The sequence below is a fragment of the Streptomyces sp. NBC_00887 genome (assembly GCF_045207585.1).
Genome location: NZ_CP108788.1, coordinates 4899516 through 4915765, shown reverse-complemented (window position 1 = coordinate 4915765; position 16250 = coordinate 4899516). Strand labels below are relative to the sequence as shown.

10 protein-coding genes and 1 pseudogene are annotated in these 16250 nt (G+C 71.5%); 5 read left to right on the top strand and 6 right to left on the bottom strand.

The genetic code is table 11. The features are described 5' to 3' along the window. Positions 1 to 279: 279 nt before the first annotated feature. A complete protein-coding gene (locus tag OG844_RS22245; RefSeq protein ID WP_406392551.1) occupies positions 280 to 3498 on the bottom strand; it encodes a tetratricopeptide repeat protein in 3219 nt (1072 codons plus the stop codon). Between the two features lie 132 nt (positions 3499 to 3630). Here OG844_RS22245 and OG844_RS22240 point away from each other — a divergent pair, with 132 nt between their 5' ends. After that, the gene (locus tag OG844_RS22240; RefSeq protein ID WP_406392549.1) at positions 3631 to 5664 is read left to right on the top strand and encodes a thioredoxin domain-containing protein; all 2034 of its coding nucleotides are present in this window, start codon (positions 3631 to 3633) and stop codon (positions 5662 to 5664) included. Between the two features lie 13 nt (positions 5665 to 5677). On the opposite strand, the gene trhA is transcribed toward OG844_RS22240, so the two are convergent. Further along, positions 5678 to 6364 carry a PAQR family membrane homeostasis protein TrhA gene (gene trhA, locus OG844_RS22235; RefSeq protein WP_406392548.1) on the bottom strand — a complete coding sequence of 229 codons (687 nt, stop codon included), beginning with the start codon at positions 6362 to 6364 and terminating at the stop codon, positions 5678 to 5680. 208 nt (positions 6365 to 6572) lie between these two features. On the opposite strand from trhA, the gene OG844_RS22230 reads away from it, so the two are divergent. After that, entirely contained in the window at positions 6573 to 8399 is a 1827-nt protein-coding gene (locus tag OG844_RS22230; RefSeq protein WP_406392547.1) for a phosphoenolpyruvate carboxykinase (GTP), read from the top strand. Positions 8400 to 8657: 258 nt separating this feature from the next. Then, positions 8658 to 10391, top strand: a complete 1734-nt coding sequence (locus OG844_RS22225) for a YncE family protein (protein ID WP_406392545.1) — start codon at positions 8658 to 8660, stop codon at positions 10389 to 10391. A 53-nt stretch (positions 10392 to 10444) separates the two neighbouring features. On the opposite strand, the gene OG844_RS22220 is transcribed toward OG844_RS22225, so the two are convergent. The 3 genes from OG844_RS22220 to OG844_RS22210 all read right to left on the bottom strand — a co-directional run bounded on the left by OG844_RS22220 (position 10445) and on the right by OG844_RS22210 (position 13210). Continuing rightward, a complete protein-coding gene (locus tag OG844_RS22220) occupies positions 10445 to 10858 on the bottom strand; it encodes a hypothetical protein (protein ID WP_406392543.1) in 414 nt (137 codons plus the stop codon). A 103-nt stretch (positions 10859 to 10961) separates the two neighbouring features. Further along, positions 10962 to 12173 carry a pyridoxal phosphate-dependent aminotransferase gene (locus OG844_RS22215; protein WP_406392542.1) on the bottom strand — a complete coding sequence of 404 codons (1212 nt, stop codon included), beginning with the start codon at positions 12171 to 12173 and terminating at the stop codon, positions 10962 to 10964. A 206-nt stretch (positions 12174 to 12379) separates the two neighbouring features. Continuing rightward, positions 12380 to 13210 (bottom strand): arylamine N-acetyltransferase, encoded by an 831-nt coding sequence (locus OG844_RS22210; RefSeq protein ID WP_406392540.1) that lies wholly within the window; start codon positions 13208 to 13210, stop codon positions 12380 to 12382. A 42-nt stretch (positions 13211 to 13252) separates the two neighbouring features. Between OG844_RS22210 and OG844_RS22205 the strand changes: the two are divergent. Both OG844_RS22205 and OG844_RS22200 read left to right on the top strand, forming a co-directional pair. After that, a pseudogene (locus OG844_RS22205) lies at positions 13253 to 13558 on the top strand (EamA family transporter); the annotation flags it as partial. A gap of 110 nt (positions 13559 to 13668) precedes the next feature. Further along, on the top strand, positions 13669 to 14508 hold the full coding sequence (locus OG844_RS22200) for a serine protease (protein ID WP_406392539.1): 840 nt from the start codon (positions 13669 to 13671) through the stop codon (positions 14506 to 14508). Positions 14509 to 14592: 84 nt separating this feature from the next. On the opposite strand, the gene OG844_RS22195 is transcribed toward OG844_RS22200, so the two are convergent. Further along, positions 14593 to 16215, bottom strand: coding sequence for an amidohydrolase family protein (locus tag OG844_RS22195; RefSeq protein ID WP_406392538.1), 1623 nt, complete (start codon positions 16213 to 16215; stop codon positions 14593 to 14595). Between the last annotated feature and the right edge of the window lie 35 nt (positions 16216 to 16250).

Genomic DNA, 16250 nt, shown 5'->3' with positions numbered 1-16250 from the left:
GTCCCTGCGGGGACCCCCCTGCACGGCACCACCCAGGTCTCACCGGCGCCTGCCACCCGGTGGTCGCAGGCACGCGACGGCCGGTCCGGGGCCGTGCAGGAGGGTCCCCGCAGGGCGACGAACAAAGGGCAGGGTCCCCCCGCGTGGAGCGCGCACGTTCGTTGCCCGAGGAGACACTCCGGAGGGGCACCGGGCCACCCCCCACGCACGGAGTGCACCCCGCGGACCGGGGCCACCTTCGAGCCCGCCCGGCGATTGAGGGCAAAAGCCCCGGGCCACCTACGGCCGCACCCCCACCGGCACCCCCATGACCTCCCGCGCATGACGGGACGGGGTCAGGCCGAGGCGCCACGCCTGCCAGCCGTCGTCCAGGTCCACGCCACGGTTCAGGACGACCGTGAACGCCTCCGCGCAGTCCTCCAGCTTGCCGTCCCGCAGCGGATGGGCGGCCCGCAGCAGGTCCGCGAGCTCCTGCTGGGCCACCGCGGTACCCACCTCGCTGCCCCCCGGCGACGCGTACGGCAGCAGCGTGCACCGCAGGAACGCGGCCCAGTCGCCGCCCCTGACGTCCCCGTACGAGGCGAACAGGCCGATCGCCTCGTCGCACAGCTCCAGGGCCTGCGCCGTACGGTTGTTGCCGCCGTCGATCAGGGCAAGTTCCAGGCAGGTCCAGGCCTCGCCGTGGGCCACCCCGATCCGCCGGAAGTCGGCCCGCGCGTCCACGAGGAGCTGCCGGGCGAAACCGGAGTTGCGCAGGTTGCCCGTCTGCGCGGCCCGCTGGTCGCGGGTGACGCGCCCCGAGTGGTGCCGGGCGCACGCCAGGCCGTAGACGTCCCGCATCCGGGAGAACATCGTGCGGGACCGCTCCAGCTCCCGTACCGCCTGATCGGTGTCGCCGTCCTCCTCCAGGGCCTGCCCCAGGTAGTACCGCGTCCACGCCTCGCCCCGCGCGTCCTCGTTGTCCCGGTGCAGGGCCAGGGCGCCGCGCAGCTGCTCCACCGCGGGGGCGGGGTCGCCGTCCAGCAGCCGGGCGCGGGCCAGCTGGGTCAGGGCCCAGGCCTCCCCGCGCTCGTCCCGGGTGCGGCCGTACAGGTCCAGGGCGGTGGTCAGCTCCTCCTCGGCCCGCGCCACCTCGCCCATGCGCAGGCAGACCTGGCCGAGCTGGAAGTGCGACCAGGCCTCCCCGTGCAGCGACTCGCCCTCCCGGTGCAGGGCGAGCGCGGTGTCGAGCAGGGTCAGGGCCTCGGCCAGATTGGCCCGGTCGCGCTCGACGGCCGCCAGGGCGTGCAGGGACCAGGCCCGGTCCTCGGCCTGCTCCGGGGACGCCTGCAGCGCGAGCGCCTCCCGCAGCCGCACCGAGGCCTCGGTCAGGTTGCCCTGGTGGTGCAGGGTGATGCCGAGCGAGCAGAGCGCCAGCGCCGCACCCGCGTCGTTCTGCGCCTCGCGGTAGAGGCCGACGACGGAGGAGAGCGTGGTACGGGCCTTGTCGAGCTCGCCGAGCTGGCGGGCCGCGATGCCCGTACGCCACTGGACCGACCGCTCCAGCAGCCCCTGGTCGACCGACTGCGTCAGCTCGCTGATCTCGCCGAGCCGGTAGAGGTCGCCGCGCAGCAGGCAGTAGTCGCACAGGGCGCCCAGCAGATGGAGCACGGCCCCCTGGTCGACTCCCTCGGTGTGCCGCAGCGCCGAGGTGATGAAGCTCGACTCGTCGTCCAGCCAGCGCAGGGCGGCGTCCAGCGAGCTGAAGCCGTGCGAACCGAACTGCCCGGCGCGTGTGGACATCTTGCCGTCCACCATGCGGATCACCGCGTCGGCCAGCTCCGCGTAGTTCTGGATGAGGCGTTCCTGCGCGGCGGTCCGGTCCGCCGCCTCCTCCTCGTCGAGCAGCCGGGCCAGGGCGAAGTCCCGTACGAGGTCGTGCAGCCGGTAGCGCGAGCCGCGCACATGGGCGAGGAGCCCGGCCCGGGAGAGGGTCTCCAGCAGCCGTGCGGCCTCCTGCTCCTCGGCCGAGAGCAGGGAGGCGGCGGCCGCCACGCCGAGGCTGGCGCGTCCCGCCAGGGCGAGGCGCCGCAGCAGCCGCCTGGCCTGCTCGGGCTGGTCGGTGTAGCGCAGCCACAGGGCCCGTTCGACAGGTGCGACCGGACCGTACGCGCCGAGGTCGGCCGCTAGGGCGCCGCGGGTCCGTGCGCCGAGCGAGGAACCCGCGACGCGCAGGGCGAGCGGCAGCCCGCCGCACAGTTCGACGACGGAGTCGGTGGAGGGGTAGTCGTACGGCCCGTCCTCCTCGTCCTCGGCCGACTCCCGCAGCAACTCCTCGGCGCCCGCCGCGTCCAGTCCGCCGACGGGCAGCTGGTGCACCCAGGCCGGGATTCCGGCGGGCAGTTCGAGCGGTTCGCGTGCGGTGACGAGCACGAGGCTGTCGGAGCGCTCCGGCAGCAGCGTGCGGACCTGGGCGGCGTCGGTGGCGTCGTCGAGGACGATCGTGACGGGTGTGCCGGTGAGGTGCTGGTGGTAGAGCTCGCTCAGGCGCCGTACGTGCTGCTCGGCGGAGGATCTCTCCCGGAAGAGGAGCTGTTCGCGCGGTGCGCCCAGCCGGTTGAGCAGGTGCAGCAGGGCGTCCCGGGTCGGCAGCGGGGCCTCCCCGGACACATTGCCGCGGAGATCGACCACGCACGCGCCCCGGAACTGGTCCTTGAGCGCGTGCGCGGCCCGCACGGCGAGGGTGGTGCGCCCGGAACCAGGGGTGCCGTGCAGGACGACGACGGTCGGCCTGGTCTCCGTGGATGCGCGGGCGGCGTGCACCCACTGGGCGATCTGCGCCAGTTCGCCGCGGCGGCCCACGAACGGGCCGTCGGCCGCGGGCAGATGACCGAAGGACTGTTCGAGAAGTGACCGGGTGCGGGCCGCCGCGCTGCGGTCCCCGCCGCGCAGTTGCGGGACCACGGAGGAGACTGCCTTCTTGGGCGTGCGGGAGGAGGCGGTCAGCATGCGCTGCTGGTCGAGGAACGGGCGGATGCCCCGTACCTCCAGTGCCGTCAGCCACTGCAGTCGCAGCTGTTCGGGGCCGCCGGGCTGACTCAGCGCACCCGCCCTGCGATGCGCGGCCGGCCAGTGCGACGCGGTGACCCGGGCGACGGTCGCGGTCGCCCCCGCGACGGCGACGACGGCGCCCGCCCCGAGGGCGAGACCGGCCGGGGTGCCGAGCGCGAGGTCCGCGCCGAAGGCGGCGACGGAGGCAACCCCCGCCACCACCAGGGGTGTTCCCAGCGAGGCTCTGCTGAACCGCTCCGACAACGGCTTCTGCCCGGCCTCCGCGGCGTCGAGCGCATGTGTGTAGGCGGCGTACTCCTCGGCCGCGCCGGCGGCCATCGTGTCGAGCGCGCCCCGCGCACGCGCCATGAGCGCGCCCGAGTCGGTCCGTCCTCCGGTCCGCCGCGCTTCGTCCTCCACGGCGCGTACCAACAGGCGTTCTGCTTCCGCCCGATGGCTGTCCCGCATGCGTCCCCCTAGGTTCCAGCGACTTCACTTCAAGCAGCTGTCATGGTCACCCAGTGTCCTGCGTACGGCGCGTCAGCGCGAGAGAGCGAGGCGATCAACCGGTAGGGGATCCGGGTACGCAAGGATTGGGTCATGGCCAACCGACTTGCGCAGACAACCTCCCCTTACCTCCTCCAGCACGCCGACAATCCCGTCGACTGGTGGCCGTGGTCGCCCGCGGCCTTCGAGGAGGCCCGCAGGCGAGGTGTTCCGGTGCTGCTCAGCGTCGGTTACGCCAGCTGCCACTGGTGTCATGTGATGGCGCACGAATCCTTCGAGGACGCGGCGGTGGCGGACTACCTGAACGCCCACTTCGTGCCGGTGAAGGTCGACCGCGAGGAACGCCCCGACGTCGACGCCGTGTACATGGAGGCCGTGCAGGCCGCGACCGGCCAGGGCGGCTGGCCCATGACCGTGTTCCTGACCGCCGACGCCGAGCCCTTCTACTTCGGCACGTACTTCCCGCCCGAGCCCCGCCACGGCAGCCCGTCGTTCCAGCAGGTGCTCGAAGGTGTCGTGGCCGCGTGGACCGACCGCCGCGAGGAGGTCGCGGAGGTCGCCGGGCGCATCGTCCGGGACCTCGCCGGCCGCTCGCTGTCGCACGGCGAGGAGGGTGTGCCCGGTGAGCCGGAGCTGGCCCAGGCCCTGCTCGGGCTGACCCGGGAATACGACGGCAAACACGCGGGCTTCGGCGGCGCGCCGAAGTTCCCGCCGTCCATGGCCGTCGAGTTCCTGCTGCGCCATCACGCCCGTACGGGGGCCGAGGGCGCCCTGCAGATGGCCGAGGACACCTGCGTGGCCATGGCGCGCGGCGGGATCTACGACCAGCTCGGCGGCGGCTTCGCCCGCTACTCGGTGGACCGGGAGTGGGTCGTACCGCACTTCGAGAAGATGCTGTACGACAACGCGCTGCTGTGCCGTGTGTACGCCCACCTGTGGCGCGTCACAGGATCGGAGCTGGCCCGCCGGGTGGCCCTGGAGACCGCCGACTTCATGGTGCGCGAGCTGCGGACCGCCCAGGGCGGTTTCGCCTCGGCGCTGGACGCCGACAGCGAGGACGCGCACGGGCGGCATGTCGAGGGCGCGTTCTACGTCTGGACGCCCGCGCAGCTGCGCGAGGTGCTGGGCGAGCAGGACGCCGCCTTCGCCGCCGAGCACTTCGGGGTGACCGAGGAGGGCACCTTCGAGGAGGGGGCCTCCGTCCTGCAGCTGCCCGCGACCGTGGTGCCGGAGGAGGGCGCGCGGGTCGCCGACGTGCGGGCCCGGCTGCTGGCGGCGCGGGAGCTGCGGGTGCGGCCGGAACGGGACGACAAGATCGTCGCCGCCTGGAACGGCCTGGCGATCGCGGCGCTTGCCGAGACCGGCGCGTACTTCGGCCGGCCGGATCTGATCGAACGGGCCACGGAGGCCGCCGACCTGCTCGTACGGGTACACATGGGCCCCGTGGCCCGCCTCTGCCGCACGTCGAAGGACGGCCGCGCGGGCGACAACGCAGGGGTCCTGGAGGACTACGGTGATGTCGCGGAGGGCTTCCTGGCGCTCGCCTCCGTCACGGGCGAGGGCGTCTGGCTGGAGTTCGCCGGCTTCCTGCTGGACATCGTCCTTGAGCGGTTCACGGGCGAGGGCGGGCAGCTGTACGACACCGCGGACGACGCCGAGCAGCTGATCCGCCGCCCGCAGGACCCCACCGACAGCGCGACCCCGGCCGGCTGGACGGCGGCCGCGGGAGCGCTGCTCTCGTACGCGGCGCACACCGGTTCCGAGGCGCACCGCACGGCGGCCGAGGGTGCGCTCGGGGTGGTGAAGGCGCTCGGGCCCAAGGCGCCCCGGTTCATCGGATGGGGGCTCGCCGTCGCCGAGGCATGGCTGGACGGGCCCCGCGAGGTTGCGGTCGCCGGTCCGGTCGGCGGGGAGCTGCACCGGACCGCGCTGCTGGGCAGGGCGCCGGGTGCGGTGGTCGCGGCGGGCGAGGTCGCCGAGGCCGGCACGGAGTTCCCGCTGCTGGTGGACCGGCCGCTGGTCGGCGGGGCGCCGACCGCGTACGTGTGCCGGCACTTCGTCTGCGACGCGCCGACGACGGACGCGGCGGAGCTGGCCGGGAAGCTGGGCGGGAAGCGGGGCGGCTGACCGGCGGGACCGCTCAGCCGTGCTGGTAGGCGACGAGCGAGATGCCGATGTAGTGGACGATGAAAGCGGCCAGCGTCAGTGAGTGGAACACCTCGTGGAAGCCGAACCAGCGCGGCGAGGGGTTCGGCCGCTTGATGCCGTAGATGACGCCGCCCGCGCTGTAGAGCAGCCCGCCGACGACGACGAGGACGAGGACCGCGATGCCGCCCGTGCGCATGAAGTCGGGCAGGAAGAACACCGCGGCCCAGCCCATGGCGATGTAGCAGGGGGTGTAGAGCCAGCGCGGCGCGCCGACCCAGAACACCCGGAAGGCGATGCCGGCCGCCGCGGCCCCCCACACCGCCCACAGGAGCGGCCGCCCGGTGGACTCGGGCAGCAGGAGCAGGGTCAGCGGGGTGTAGGTGCCCGCGATGATCAGGAAGATGTTGGCGTGGTCGAGCCTGCGCAGCACGGCTTCGCCGACCGGCCCCCAGGTGCCGCGGTGGTAGACCGCGCTCACGCCGAACAGCAGGCAGGCGCTCGCGATGTAGATCGCGCAGGCGACCCGGGCGCGTGTGCCGTCGGCCAGGGCGATCAGGGTGATGCCCGCGATGACCACCGCGGGAAACATTCCGGCGTGCAGCCAGCCGCGCATCCGTGGCTTCTCGGGGACGGGGTCATCGAGGACGACGGGTCCGGACGCGGCGGCGGCAGAAGTCATGACCGCATGTTACCTACGCAACCGTAGGTAACGAATATGAGTGGCGATGCTCACGTGGGCGGCCCTCTGGACATATGGGCGCGATGGTCGGATGATCAAATGAGTGCGGTCGGCACCGGATGAGCGCCAGGGGAAAATGAAGGGGTCAGCATCCGGGTCGCAGCCCCCACGGGGCACCTACAACAGACACCCTCGACAAGGAGCGATCGTGGCGCGCGACATCGCGGCTCCCCTCACTGTTCCCACCCAGCACCAGGAGCTCGTCTCCTGGGTAGACGAGATCGCAGCCCTCACCGAGCCGGACCGTGTGGTCTGGTGCGACGGCTCCGAGAGCGAGTACGAGCGCCTGTGCGAGGAGCTCGTCGCCAAGGGCACCTTCACGAAACTTGACCCGGTCAAGCGTCCGAACTCGTACTACGCCGCTTCCGACCCGAGCGATGTCGCCCGCGTCGAGGACCGCACCTTCATCTGCTCCGAGAAGGAGCAGGACGCGGGCCCGACCAACCACTGGAAGGCCCCCGCCGAGATGCGGGAGATCTTCACGGGCGACAAGGGCGTCTTCCGCGGCTCCATGCGCGGCCGCACCATGTACGTCGTCCCGTTCTGCATGGGCCCCGTCGGCTCGCCGCTCTCCGCCATCGGCGTCGAGATCACCGACTCCGCCTACGTCGCCGTCTCGATGCGCACCATGACGCGCATGGGCAGTGCGGTCCTCGACGAGCTCGGAACCGACGGCTTCTTCGTCAAGGCCGTCCACACGCTGGGCGCGCCTCTGGAGGAGGGCCAGGAGGACGTTCCGTGGCCGTGCAACTCCACCAAGTACATCTCGCACTTCCCCGAGGACCGCGAGATCTGGTCGTACGGCTCCGGCTACGGCGGCAACGCCCTGCTGGGCAAGAAGTGCTACGCGCTGCGCATCGCGTCCGTCATGGCACGTGACGAGGGCTGGCTCGCCGAGCACATGCTGATCCTCAAGCTCACCCCGCCGCGCGGGGAGAGCACGTACGTCGCGGCCGCCTTCCCGAGCGCCTGCGGCAAGACCAACCTCGCCATGCTGGAGCCCACGATCTCCGGCTGGACCGTCGAGACGATCGGCGACGACATCGCCTGGATGCGGTTCGGCGAGGACGGCCAGCTGTACGCGATCAACCCCGAGGCCGGCTTCTTCGGCGTCGCGCCCGGCACCGGCGAGCACACCAACGCCAACGCCATGAAGACCATGTGGGGCAACTCCGTCTTCACCAACGTGGCGCTCACCGACGACGGCGACGTGTGGTGGGAGGGCATGACCGAGAAGCTTCCCGCGCACCTCACGGACTGGAAGGGCAACGACTGGACCCCCGAGTCCGGTACGCCCGCCGCCCACCCCAACGCCCGCTTCACGGTGCCGGCCGGGCAGTGCCCGATCATCGCGCCCGAGTGGGAGGACCCGAAGGGCGTGCCGATCTCGGCCATCCTCTTCGGCGGCCGCCGTGCCTCCGCCGTCCCGCTGGTCACCGAGTCCTTCAACTGGCAGCACGGTGTCTTCCTCGGAGCCAACGTGGCCTCCGAGAAGACCGCCGCCGCCGAGGGCAAGGTCGGCGAACTGCGCCGCGACCCGTTCGCCATGCTGCCGTTCTGCGGCTACAACATGGGCGACTACATGAAGCACTGGGTCGAGGTCGGCGCCGACAAGGCGGACCAGTCGAAGCTCCCGAAGATCTACTACGTGAACTGGTTCCGCAAGAACGACGCGGGCAAGTTCGTGTGGCCCGGCTTCGGTGAGAACAGCCGTGTCCTGAAGTGGATCGTCGAGCGCCTGGAGGGCAAGGCCGAGGGCGTCGAGACCCCGATCGGCATCCTGCCGGCCAAGGGCTCCCTGGACACCGACGGGCTGGACCTCTCCGAGTCCGACCTGGACTTCCTGCTCAACGTCGACAAGGAGGTCTGGCGCGAAGAGGCCGCGCTGATCCCCGAGCACCTCAACACCTTCGGCGACCACACGCCGACGGAACTGTGGGACGAGTACCGGGCGCTGGTGCAGCGCCTGGGCTGACGCCCCTTCGATCTCCGTGGCCGGGCATCCCGACATCCGCCCTGACCTGTGGGGGTCAACTGCCCGCCGCGGTAGGGACGTGCACGAACACGCCCCTGGTCCCCGGAGCCCCTCACGGCTCCGGGGGCTGTCCCTTTTCGGTAGGAACACCCGTGTAACGCCAACTCCTTGTGCACATCCTCTTCACAACAGTTGCATGGTCCTCACAGACCGCCTGCCGGGTACCGCAGGCGCCGACAACCCTGTGGGGGGACACAGTTGAACAGGTCACAGCAGAAGAGACGCAGCATCGCGACACTGCTCGCGCTCGCACTCGCGGGTGCGGGCCTGACCGTGCTCGCGGCACCCGCCGCCCACGCGGCCGACGACGACGTGGCCAAGCTGCCCATCTCGTCGTTCTCCTCCATGGTCGTGGACTCCGTGCACGAGCGCGTCTACGTGAGCGACGACACCCGCCTGCTGAACACGAAGTCGTCGGTGCTCGTCTACAACTTCCAGGGCCAGCGCGTCGCCACGCTGCCGAGCACGGCCGGTGCCGTGAGCGGCATCGCGCTCTCCACGGACAGCACCAAGCTGTTCGTGTCGGAGATGGGCCGGATCGCGGCGTACGACACCGTGACCCACGCGAAGACCACCCACGCCTCCACCTACTACTGGGGTGAGTGCGGGCGGCAGGTCGCCTACTCGGGCGGCAAGGTGTGGTTCACCGAGATCGCGTACGCCACGCAGTGCGACGATCGCGTGAGCCAGCTGTTCGGCACCGGCAGCGCCGGGGTCTACACGACGGGCTGGGAAGGCGCGGGCAGGCTGCACTTCGCGACCACACCCGGTGCCCCGGACCTGCTCGCCACGGGGCAGACGCTGAGCACCGGAGAGGCCAACCCCTACCTGACCACGTTCGACAGCAGCGGCGACACGCTCGTCCGGGGCCCGCAGCGCCGCTTCGCGGACAGCGAGGGGGCGGGCGCCCTCGACCTCAAGGACCTGGCGCTCACCCCGGACGGCAGCCGACTGGCCGTCGCCGACGCCTCCTACGGCACCCGGCTGCTCGACGCCACCGATCTGTCCGACGCCCCGACGGCCTACCAGCCGCTCCCGGAGGGGGCGAAGGCCTCGGCCGTGGCCTTCAGCGGCGACGGCAGGTACGTCGCGCGGGGCGCCACCGCCACAGGCTCCGTACCCGACCTGCTGATCCAGAAGGCGGACCCGGAAGAGGGAACCACCGCGTCCGAGTTCGCCTTCGAGGGTGAACTGGACGGCGCCCGGATCGCCCCGCGCGGTCTCGGGTGGTCGAACGACGGCTCCCGGCTCTTCGCCGTGACCACCAACGCCTCGGGTACCTCCTACTGGCTGCACGTGATCCAGCCGCCCGCGGCCCAGTACGACTCCCGCTTCACGGGCTCCCTGTCCACCACCCCGGGCCGGGCGGTCGTCGGTGAACCGCTGGGAATCCGTGGCCGGCTGGAGCTCGACGGGCCCGCCCCGGCCGAGCCGGTGAAGGTTTCGGCCGTGCGCCACGATGCGAACGGCGACCGCAAGCTGGCGGCCGTGGAGGTGGGCGAGGACGGCTCGTTCACGGTCCTCGACGTCCCCTCGCTGGTCGGCGAGTCCACGTACACGCTCTCGTTCATGGGCGATGTGACGCACCGTCCGGCCGAGGACGTCACCCTTGCCGTCGCGGTGGACAGGGCGCCGACGGCGATCGTGCTCACCGCACCGGCGGAGGGGACGAAGAACCAGAGCCTGGAGATCACCGGCACGCTCACCGGCCAGGGCCGGGCGCTGCCCACGGGCATCACCCTGTCCGTGCAGCGCACCGACAGGCGGGGCACCGGCACGCTGACCTCGGCGGCGGTCGCGGCCGACGGCACCTTCCGGATCAACGACCTGCCCTCCGCGCGCGGCGAGGTCGTGTACACGGTCAGCTATGCGGGCGATGCCCTGCACAGCGCCTCGACGGCGTCCGTGACGGTACGCGTCCGCGCCGCCTAGCCTGTGCGGTGGCACCCGGTCCACGAGTCTTCGCGACCCGTGGACCGGGGCCGTCAGAGGGCGCCGACCAGCTCGGGCGGCGCGGCGGAGTCCGGCGCGGTGGCCGTCGGCATCGCGGCCGTGTGCGCGTCCATGCGCTCGGCCGAGAGGATCGCCACGGCCGTGTCGGCGCGGGACGCGGCCACCACCAGGGCCCGGCCCGCGAGGGCGTGGGCGCGGCGGTGGAGAGCGGCCGCGGGTGCGTCGCTCAGGCCGGCGTGCCGGGTGGGAGGGTTCCCGCGGAGCCGGGCCACCTGCTCGGCGATGCGGTCGCCCGCGGTGCCGAGCCCCAGCTCGTCGGTGACCGCGAGGAGAGCGGCCAGATGGCCGGCGAGCTGGATGTCCAGCTCCTCCTCACGGGTGCGGTGCGGGAAATCGGCGTCGTCGGCCGGTGTGTGGACCGATTTGGTGCGGATCGGCTCGTACATGGCTGGCCTCCTGGTGTTGCTGTAAGGCCATCCTAGCTTGGATTCAGTCTAAAGTTGTGAGTGGTCCGGAGGGTGGGCGGACCGCTCGCGCCGGAACACGGTCTCAGGGCTGGCTGTACCCGTCCAGGAAGTTCCCGATCCGGGTCATGGCGTCGGTCAGATCCTTGGTGGACGGCAGGGTGACGACCCGGAAGTGGTCGGGTTCCGGCCAGTTGAAGCCCGTGCCCTGCACCACCATGATCTTCTCGGCCCGCAGCAGGTCGAGCACCATCTGCCGGTCGTCCTTGATCTTGAAGACCTTGGGGTCGAGCCTCGGGAAGAGGTACAGGGCCCCCTTCGGCTTCACACAGGTGACGCCGGGAATCTGCGTCAGCAGGTCGTACGCCGTGTCCCGCTGTTCCAGGATCCGTCCGCCAGGGAGCACCAGATCGTTGATCGACTGCCGTCCGCCGAGCGCGGTGGCCACGGCGTGCTGGGCCGGCATGTTGGCGCACAGCCGCATGTTGGCCAGGACCGTGAGTCCCTCGATGTACGAGGTGGCGTGCGCCTTCGGGCCGCAGACCGCCATCCAGCCGGAGCGGTACCCGGCGATCCGGTAGTTCTTGGAGAGCCCGTTGAAGGTGAGCACCATCAGATCGGGGGCGAGGGCGGCGGTCGGGGTGTGGGTCGCGCCGTCGTACAGGATCCGGTCGTAGATCTCGTCGGAGCAGACGACGAGGTTGTGGCGGCGGGCGATTTCGGTCAGCCCGCGCAGCATCTCGTCGCCGTAGACCGCACCCGTCGGATTGTTCGGGTTGATGATCACCATGGCCTTGGTGCGGTCGGTGATCTTCCGCTCGATGTCGGCGAGGTCGGGCATCCAGTCGGCCTGCTCGTCGCACCTGTAGTGCACGGCCGTGCCGCCGGCCAGCGAGACCGAGGCCGTCCACAGCGGGTAGTCGGGAGCGGGGACGAGCACCTCGTCGCCGTCGTCCAGCAGCGCCTGCATGGACATCTGGATCAGCTCGGACACGCCGTTGCCCAGGTAGACGTCCTCGACGTCGAGGTCGATCCCCTTGGTCTGGTAGTGCTGCATCACCGCACGGCGCGCGGACAGCAGGCCCTTCGCGTCGCCGTAGCCGTGCGCCCCCGCGAGGTTGCGCAGTATGTCCTCGAGGATCTCGGGCGGGCACTCGAAGCCGAACGCGGCAGGGTTGCCGGTGTTGAGCTTGAGGATGCGGTGACCTGCTGCTTCGAGCCTCATGGCCTCTTCGAGCACGGGGCCGCGGATCTCGTAGCAGACGCCTGAGAGCTTCGTGGACTGGATGACCTGCATGTCTGCGAGCTTACGACCGTGTTTCGCACGGTGCTCGGAGTGGGGCCCCGGGTTGCTCCCTCAGGGTTCCGCGCCGGTCCGTCCCGTCTTCCATCGGCATGCCGCCCACGGCCGCCCACCGTGGGATGGGCCGGTCGGGGCGGCGGCGGGGCTTGGAATGCGGGCGTGACGTACGGAGCCGAGTGAGATGCGCCACGCCACCGGACTCACCCGGGCAGGGCGGTCCCCCCGGGGAGGCGTACACCGAAGTCGTCGGCCAGGACGCGCAGCACCTCGGCCGTGTCGCCCAGCTCCCGTTCCGCGACGGTTCCGTCGTCCGTGGTCTCGACGAGGGTGCGGCCGGAGAGCGCCCGGTGGAGGCCGGGCAGCGTGCGCTGTGCGTACACCGCCTGCTGGAAGGGTGAGCGCGGATTGGTGGCGATGTGCCAGTTGATGACTTCGAAGTCCGGAGCCTCGAACGGCTCCAGGGTGAACTCGTACTGCGGCTCCCAGACCCCGCCCTTGTCCGTCTGCAGCTCCCACAGCTCCAGCGGTCCGTCGTGCGGGGCGTGCACGAGCCTGTGGTGGCGCGGCGTGTCGTGCAGTTCGGTGTCCACGATCAGCGGGATGGGTTCGAGCAGCGCCCCGTTCGAGCCGAAGCCGGCATCGGCAAGGAAGACGGTGGGAGCCGTGGGGTCGGCGGCGTCGTTCTCCGTCTCCACCTGCAACAGCATGTGGGTACGGGGCCTGACGTCGCCGGGGGCGGCGCCCAGCACCACGCGCGCGGCCAGCAGCGTCACCCGGAAGCCGAGCTGGGTCAGGGCCGCGGCGAGGAGGGTGTTGTGCTCGTAGCAGTACCCGCCGCGTTCGCTGCGGACGAGCTTCGCCTCCACGTCGGGAAGCGCCAGGGAGGGCGCACTGCCGAGGACGGGTTCCAGATTCTCGAACGGGATGCCCAGCATGTGGGCGCGGTGCACGGACCGCAGCACCTCCCGTGTGGGGCGGCGCTCCCCGGACCAGTCGATGCGGGCGAAATAGGCGTCGAGGTCGAGTGTCATGCACCGACCCTACAAAGCCGTCCCGGGTGTGCTCCCGGCCCTCTCGAGGGGGCGCCGCCGCGTCTGGACGCGCCCGCCCTGCTCGGATTCGGCTACGTCTCCGTGGTGGCGACGGCGCTGGCCTTCGCCGCCTGGTTCGCCGGCCTGCGGCACCTGCCCGCGGCCACGGTGGGCCTGGTCGGCCTGCTCGACCCCGTGACCGGTGTCCTGCTGGCCACGGTGATCGCGGGCGAGGTGCTCACGGTGCGCCGGCCCGGCGGGCTGGTCCTGGTGCTGGCGGGGGTCCTCCTCGGTAGGCCCGTCGTCAGGAAGGTGAGGGCGGCGCGGACGGTGAACTCCGTGCGCTGATCCACCCGGCTTGAATTCGCCCCTTGTGGGGTCCCTCTCCCTACGCAAACATGCGCATGTCAAAAACCGGAGGAACTCCGGTCACCGGCATATACGGAGGGGACCCCCACATGAACAAGCCTCTCATCGGCGCACTTCTTGCTGTCCTGTTCCTCGGCGCGGGCATCGCACCCGCAACCGCGGCCACCGGTCCCGACACCGCCGAAATCCGGGTGAATGCGGTCGGCTTCGCCGGGACGGTCGCGCTCAGCAACTGCTCCGGCTCGGTCGTACGGGCGCCGTCCTCGCAGCCCGGCGACCCGGCGCTCGTGATGTCCAACGGGCACTGCCTGGAGAGCGGCTTCCCCGACCCGGGCGAAGTCGTCCTCAACCAGGCCTCGACCCGCAGCTTCACGCTGCTGAACGCTGCGGGCCGCGGTGTCGGCACCCTGCGCGCGAGCAAGGTCGCGTACGGAACGATGACGGACACGGACGTCTCGCTCTACCAGCTCACCAGCACGTACGCCCAGATCAAGAGCCGCTACGGCATAGCGGCGCTGGAACTCGACGCCGCGCGACCCGTCCAGGGCTCCGCGATCACGGTGGCCTCGGGCTACTGGAAGCGCACCTACAGCTGCGACATCGACGGGTTCGCCTACCGGCTGAAGGAAGGCGCCTGGACCTGGAAGGACTCGATCCGCTACACCTCCGCCTGCAGGACCATCGGCGGTACGTCCGGCTCCCCGGTGATCGACGACGCGACCGGCAAAGTGGTCGCCGTCAACAACACCGGTAACGAGGACGGGCAGCAGTGCACGGACAACAACCCGTGCGAGGTGGACGAGAACGGCACCGTCACCGTACGCGAGGGCATCAACTACGCCCAGCAGACCTACGGCATCGTGCCGTGCATCGGCAGTGGCAACCGGATCGACCTGAACAGGACGGGCTGCGCGCTGCCCAAGCCGTAACGGGAACGGTCGTCGAACCGGGGCCGTAGTCCCGGCTTCGGCGACCCCTCCTTCCGCCGGAGGTTCACCCGAAGGGTGCCTCCCTCAGCCCCGCGCCCGCCCCGGTCCCCGTACCGCGCGGCCGGCCAGGGTACTGGTCCGCCTGCCGTCCTCGATGACGAAGCGGCCGTCGATCAGGACGTGCGGGATGCCCACCGGCAGGGCGCGCGGCTCCTCGAAGGTCGAGCCCGCGGCCACCGTGGCCGGGTCGAAGAGGACCAGGTCGGCGCGGTAGCCCTCGCGGACGAGGCCGCGGTCCGGCAGGCGCAGGCGGGCGGCGGGGCGGGAGGTGAGGTGGGCGACGCACTCCTCCAGGGTCAGGATGCCCAACTCCCTCGCGTACCGGCCGAGGTACTGGGGGAAGGTGCCGTAGGCGCGCGGGTGGGGCTTGTCGCCCCGGAGGATGCCGTCGCTGCCTCCGGTGTGCACCCGGTGGCGCATGATCTGCCGGACGTTCTCCTCGTGGCCCACGTGCTGGAGGATCGTCGTGCCCAGCCGGTCCTCGATGAGCAGCCGGCGGGCGGTCACCCAGGGGGCCTCGCCGCGCAGCCGGGCGGACTCGGCCACCGTACGGCCGACGTATCCGGACAGGTCCGGTGCGCGGGCGCCCGAGATCTCGATCGTGTCCCACTCGATCGGGACGCCGTGGCAGCCGTCCGAGCCGACGACCTCCAGGTGATGACGTATCCGCTCCGCCGTCGCGTCGTCCGCGAGCCGGGTCAGGACCGACTCGGGACCGCCCTCGCCCGCCCAGCTCGGCAGCATCGCGACGAGCGTCGTGCAGCCCGGGGTGTACGGGTAGGTGTCCAGCGAGATGTCCGCGCCCGACGCGAGGGCGTCGTCCAGGAGTGAGAGGAGGTCCGGCGCCTTACCCTTGTTCACGCCGAAGTTCATGGTGGCGTGGGCGAGATGGAGAGCGCAGCCGGCGTCACGGGTGAGCTGCACCATCTCCTCGTACGCGGCGAGCGCCCCGGCTCCGTACGAGCGGTGGTGCGGGCAGTAGTAGCCGTCGTGCTCGGCCACCACCCGGCACAGCTCGGTGAGTTCGGCGTCGTTCGCGTACATCCCCGGGGTGTACGTCAGCCCTGAGGACATGCCGACCGCGCCCTCGGCCATGCCCTGCGCGACGAGTTCCTTCATCCGGGTCAGTTCGGCGCCGGTGGCCGGGCGGTCCTCCCAGCCGACCGCGAGCATCCGTACGGTGCCCTGCGGAATCAGGTAGGCGGCGTTGACGGCGATGCCCCGGCCGTCGAAGTTGCGGTCGAGGCGGTCCAGGTACTCGCCGACGGTGCGCCAGTCGAAGTCGATGTCCGAGCCGTCGCCGTTCCAGCCGGCGATGGCGCGGCGCACCTCGGCGAGCGTGCGGTCGTCGGCGGGGGCGTAGGACAACCCGTCCTGGCCGAGGACTTCGAGGGTGACGCCCTGGGCGGCCTTCGCGCTGTGGTCGGGGTCGCGCAGGAGGGCCAGGTCGCTGTGGGCGTGCATGTCGACGAAGCCGGGGGAGAGCGCGAGGCCGTCGGCGTCCAGGGTGCGGGCGGCGGTGGGGCGCGGGCCGTCGCCCTCGCCCCGGATCTCGACGATCCGGCCGTCGTCGATGCCCACGTCGGCTCGGTGGGCGGGGGCGCCGGAGCCGTCGATGACGGTCGCGTCGCGGATGACCAGGTCCATGGTGCGGCTCGCCTTTCAGGGGGCCGGTCCCGGGA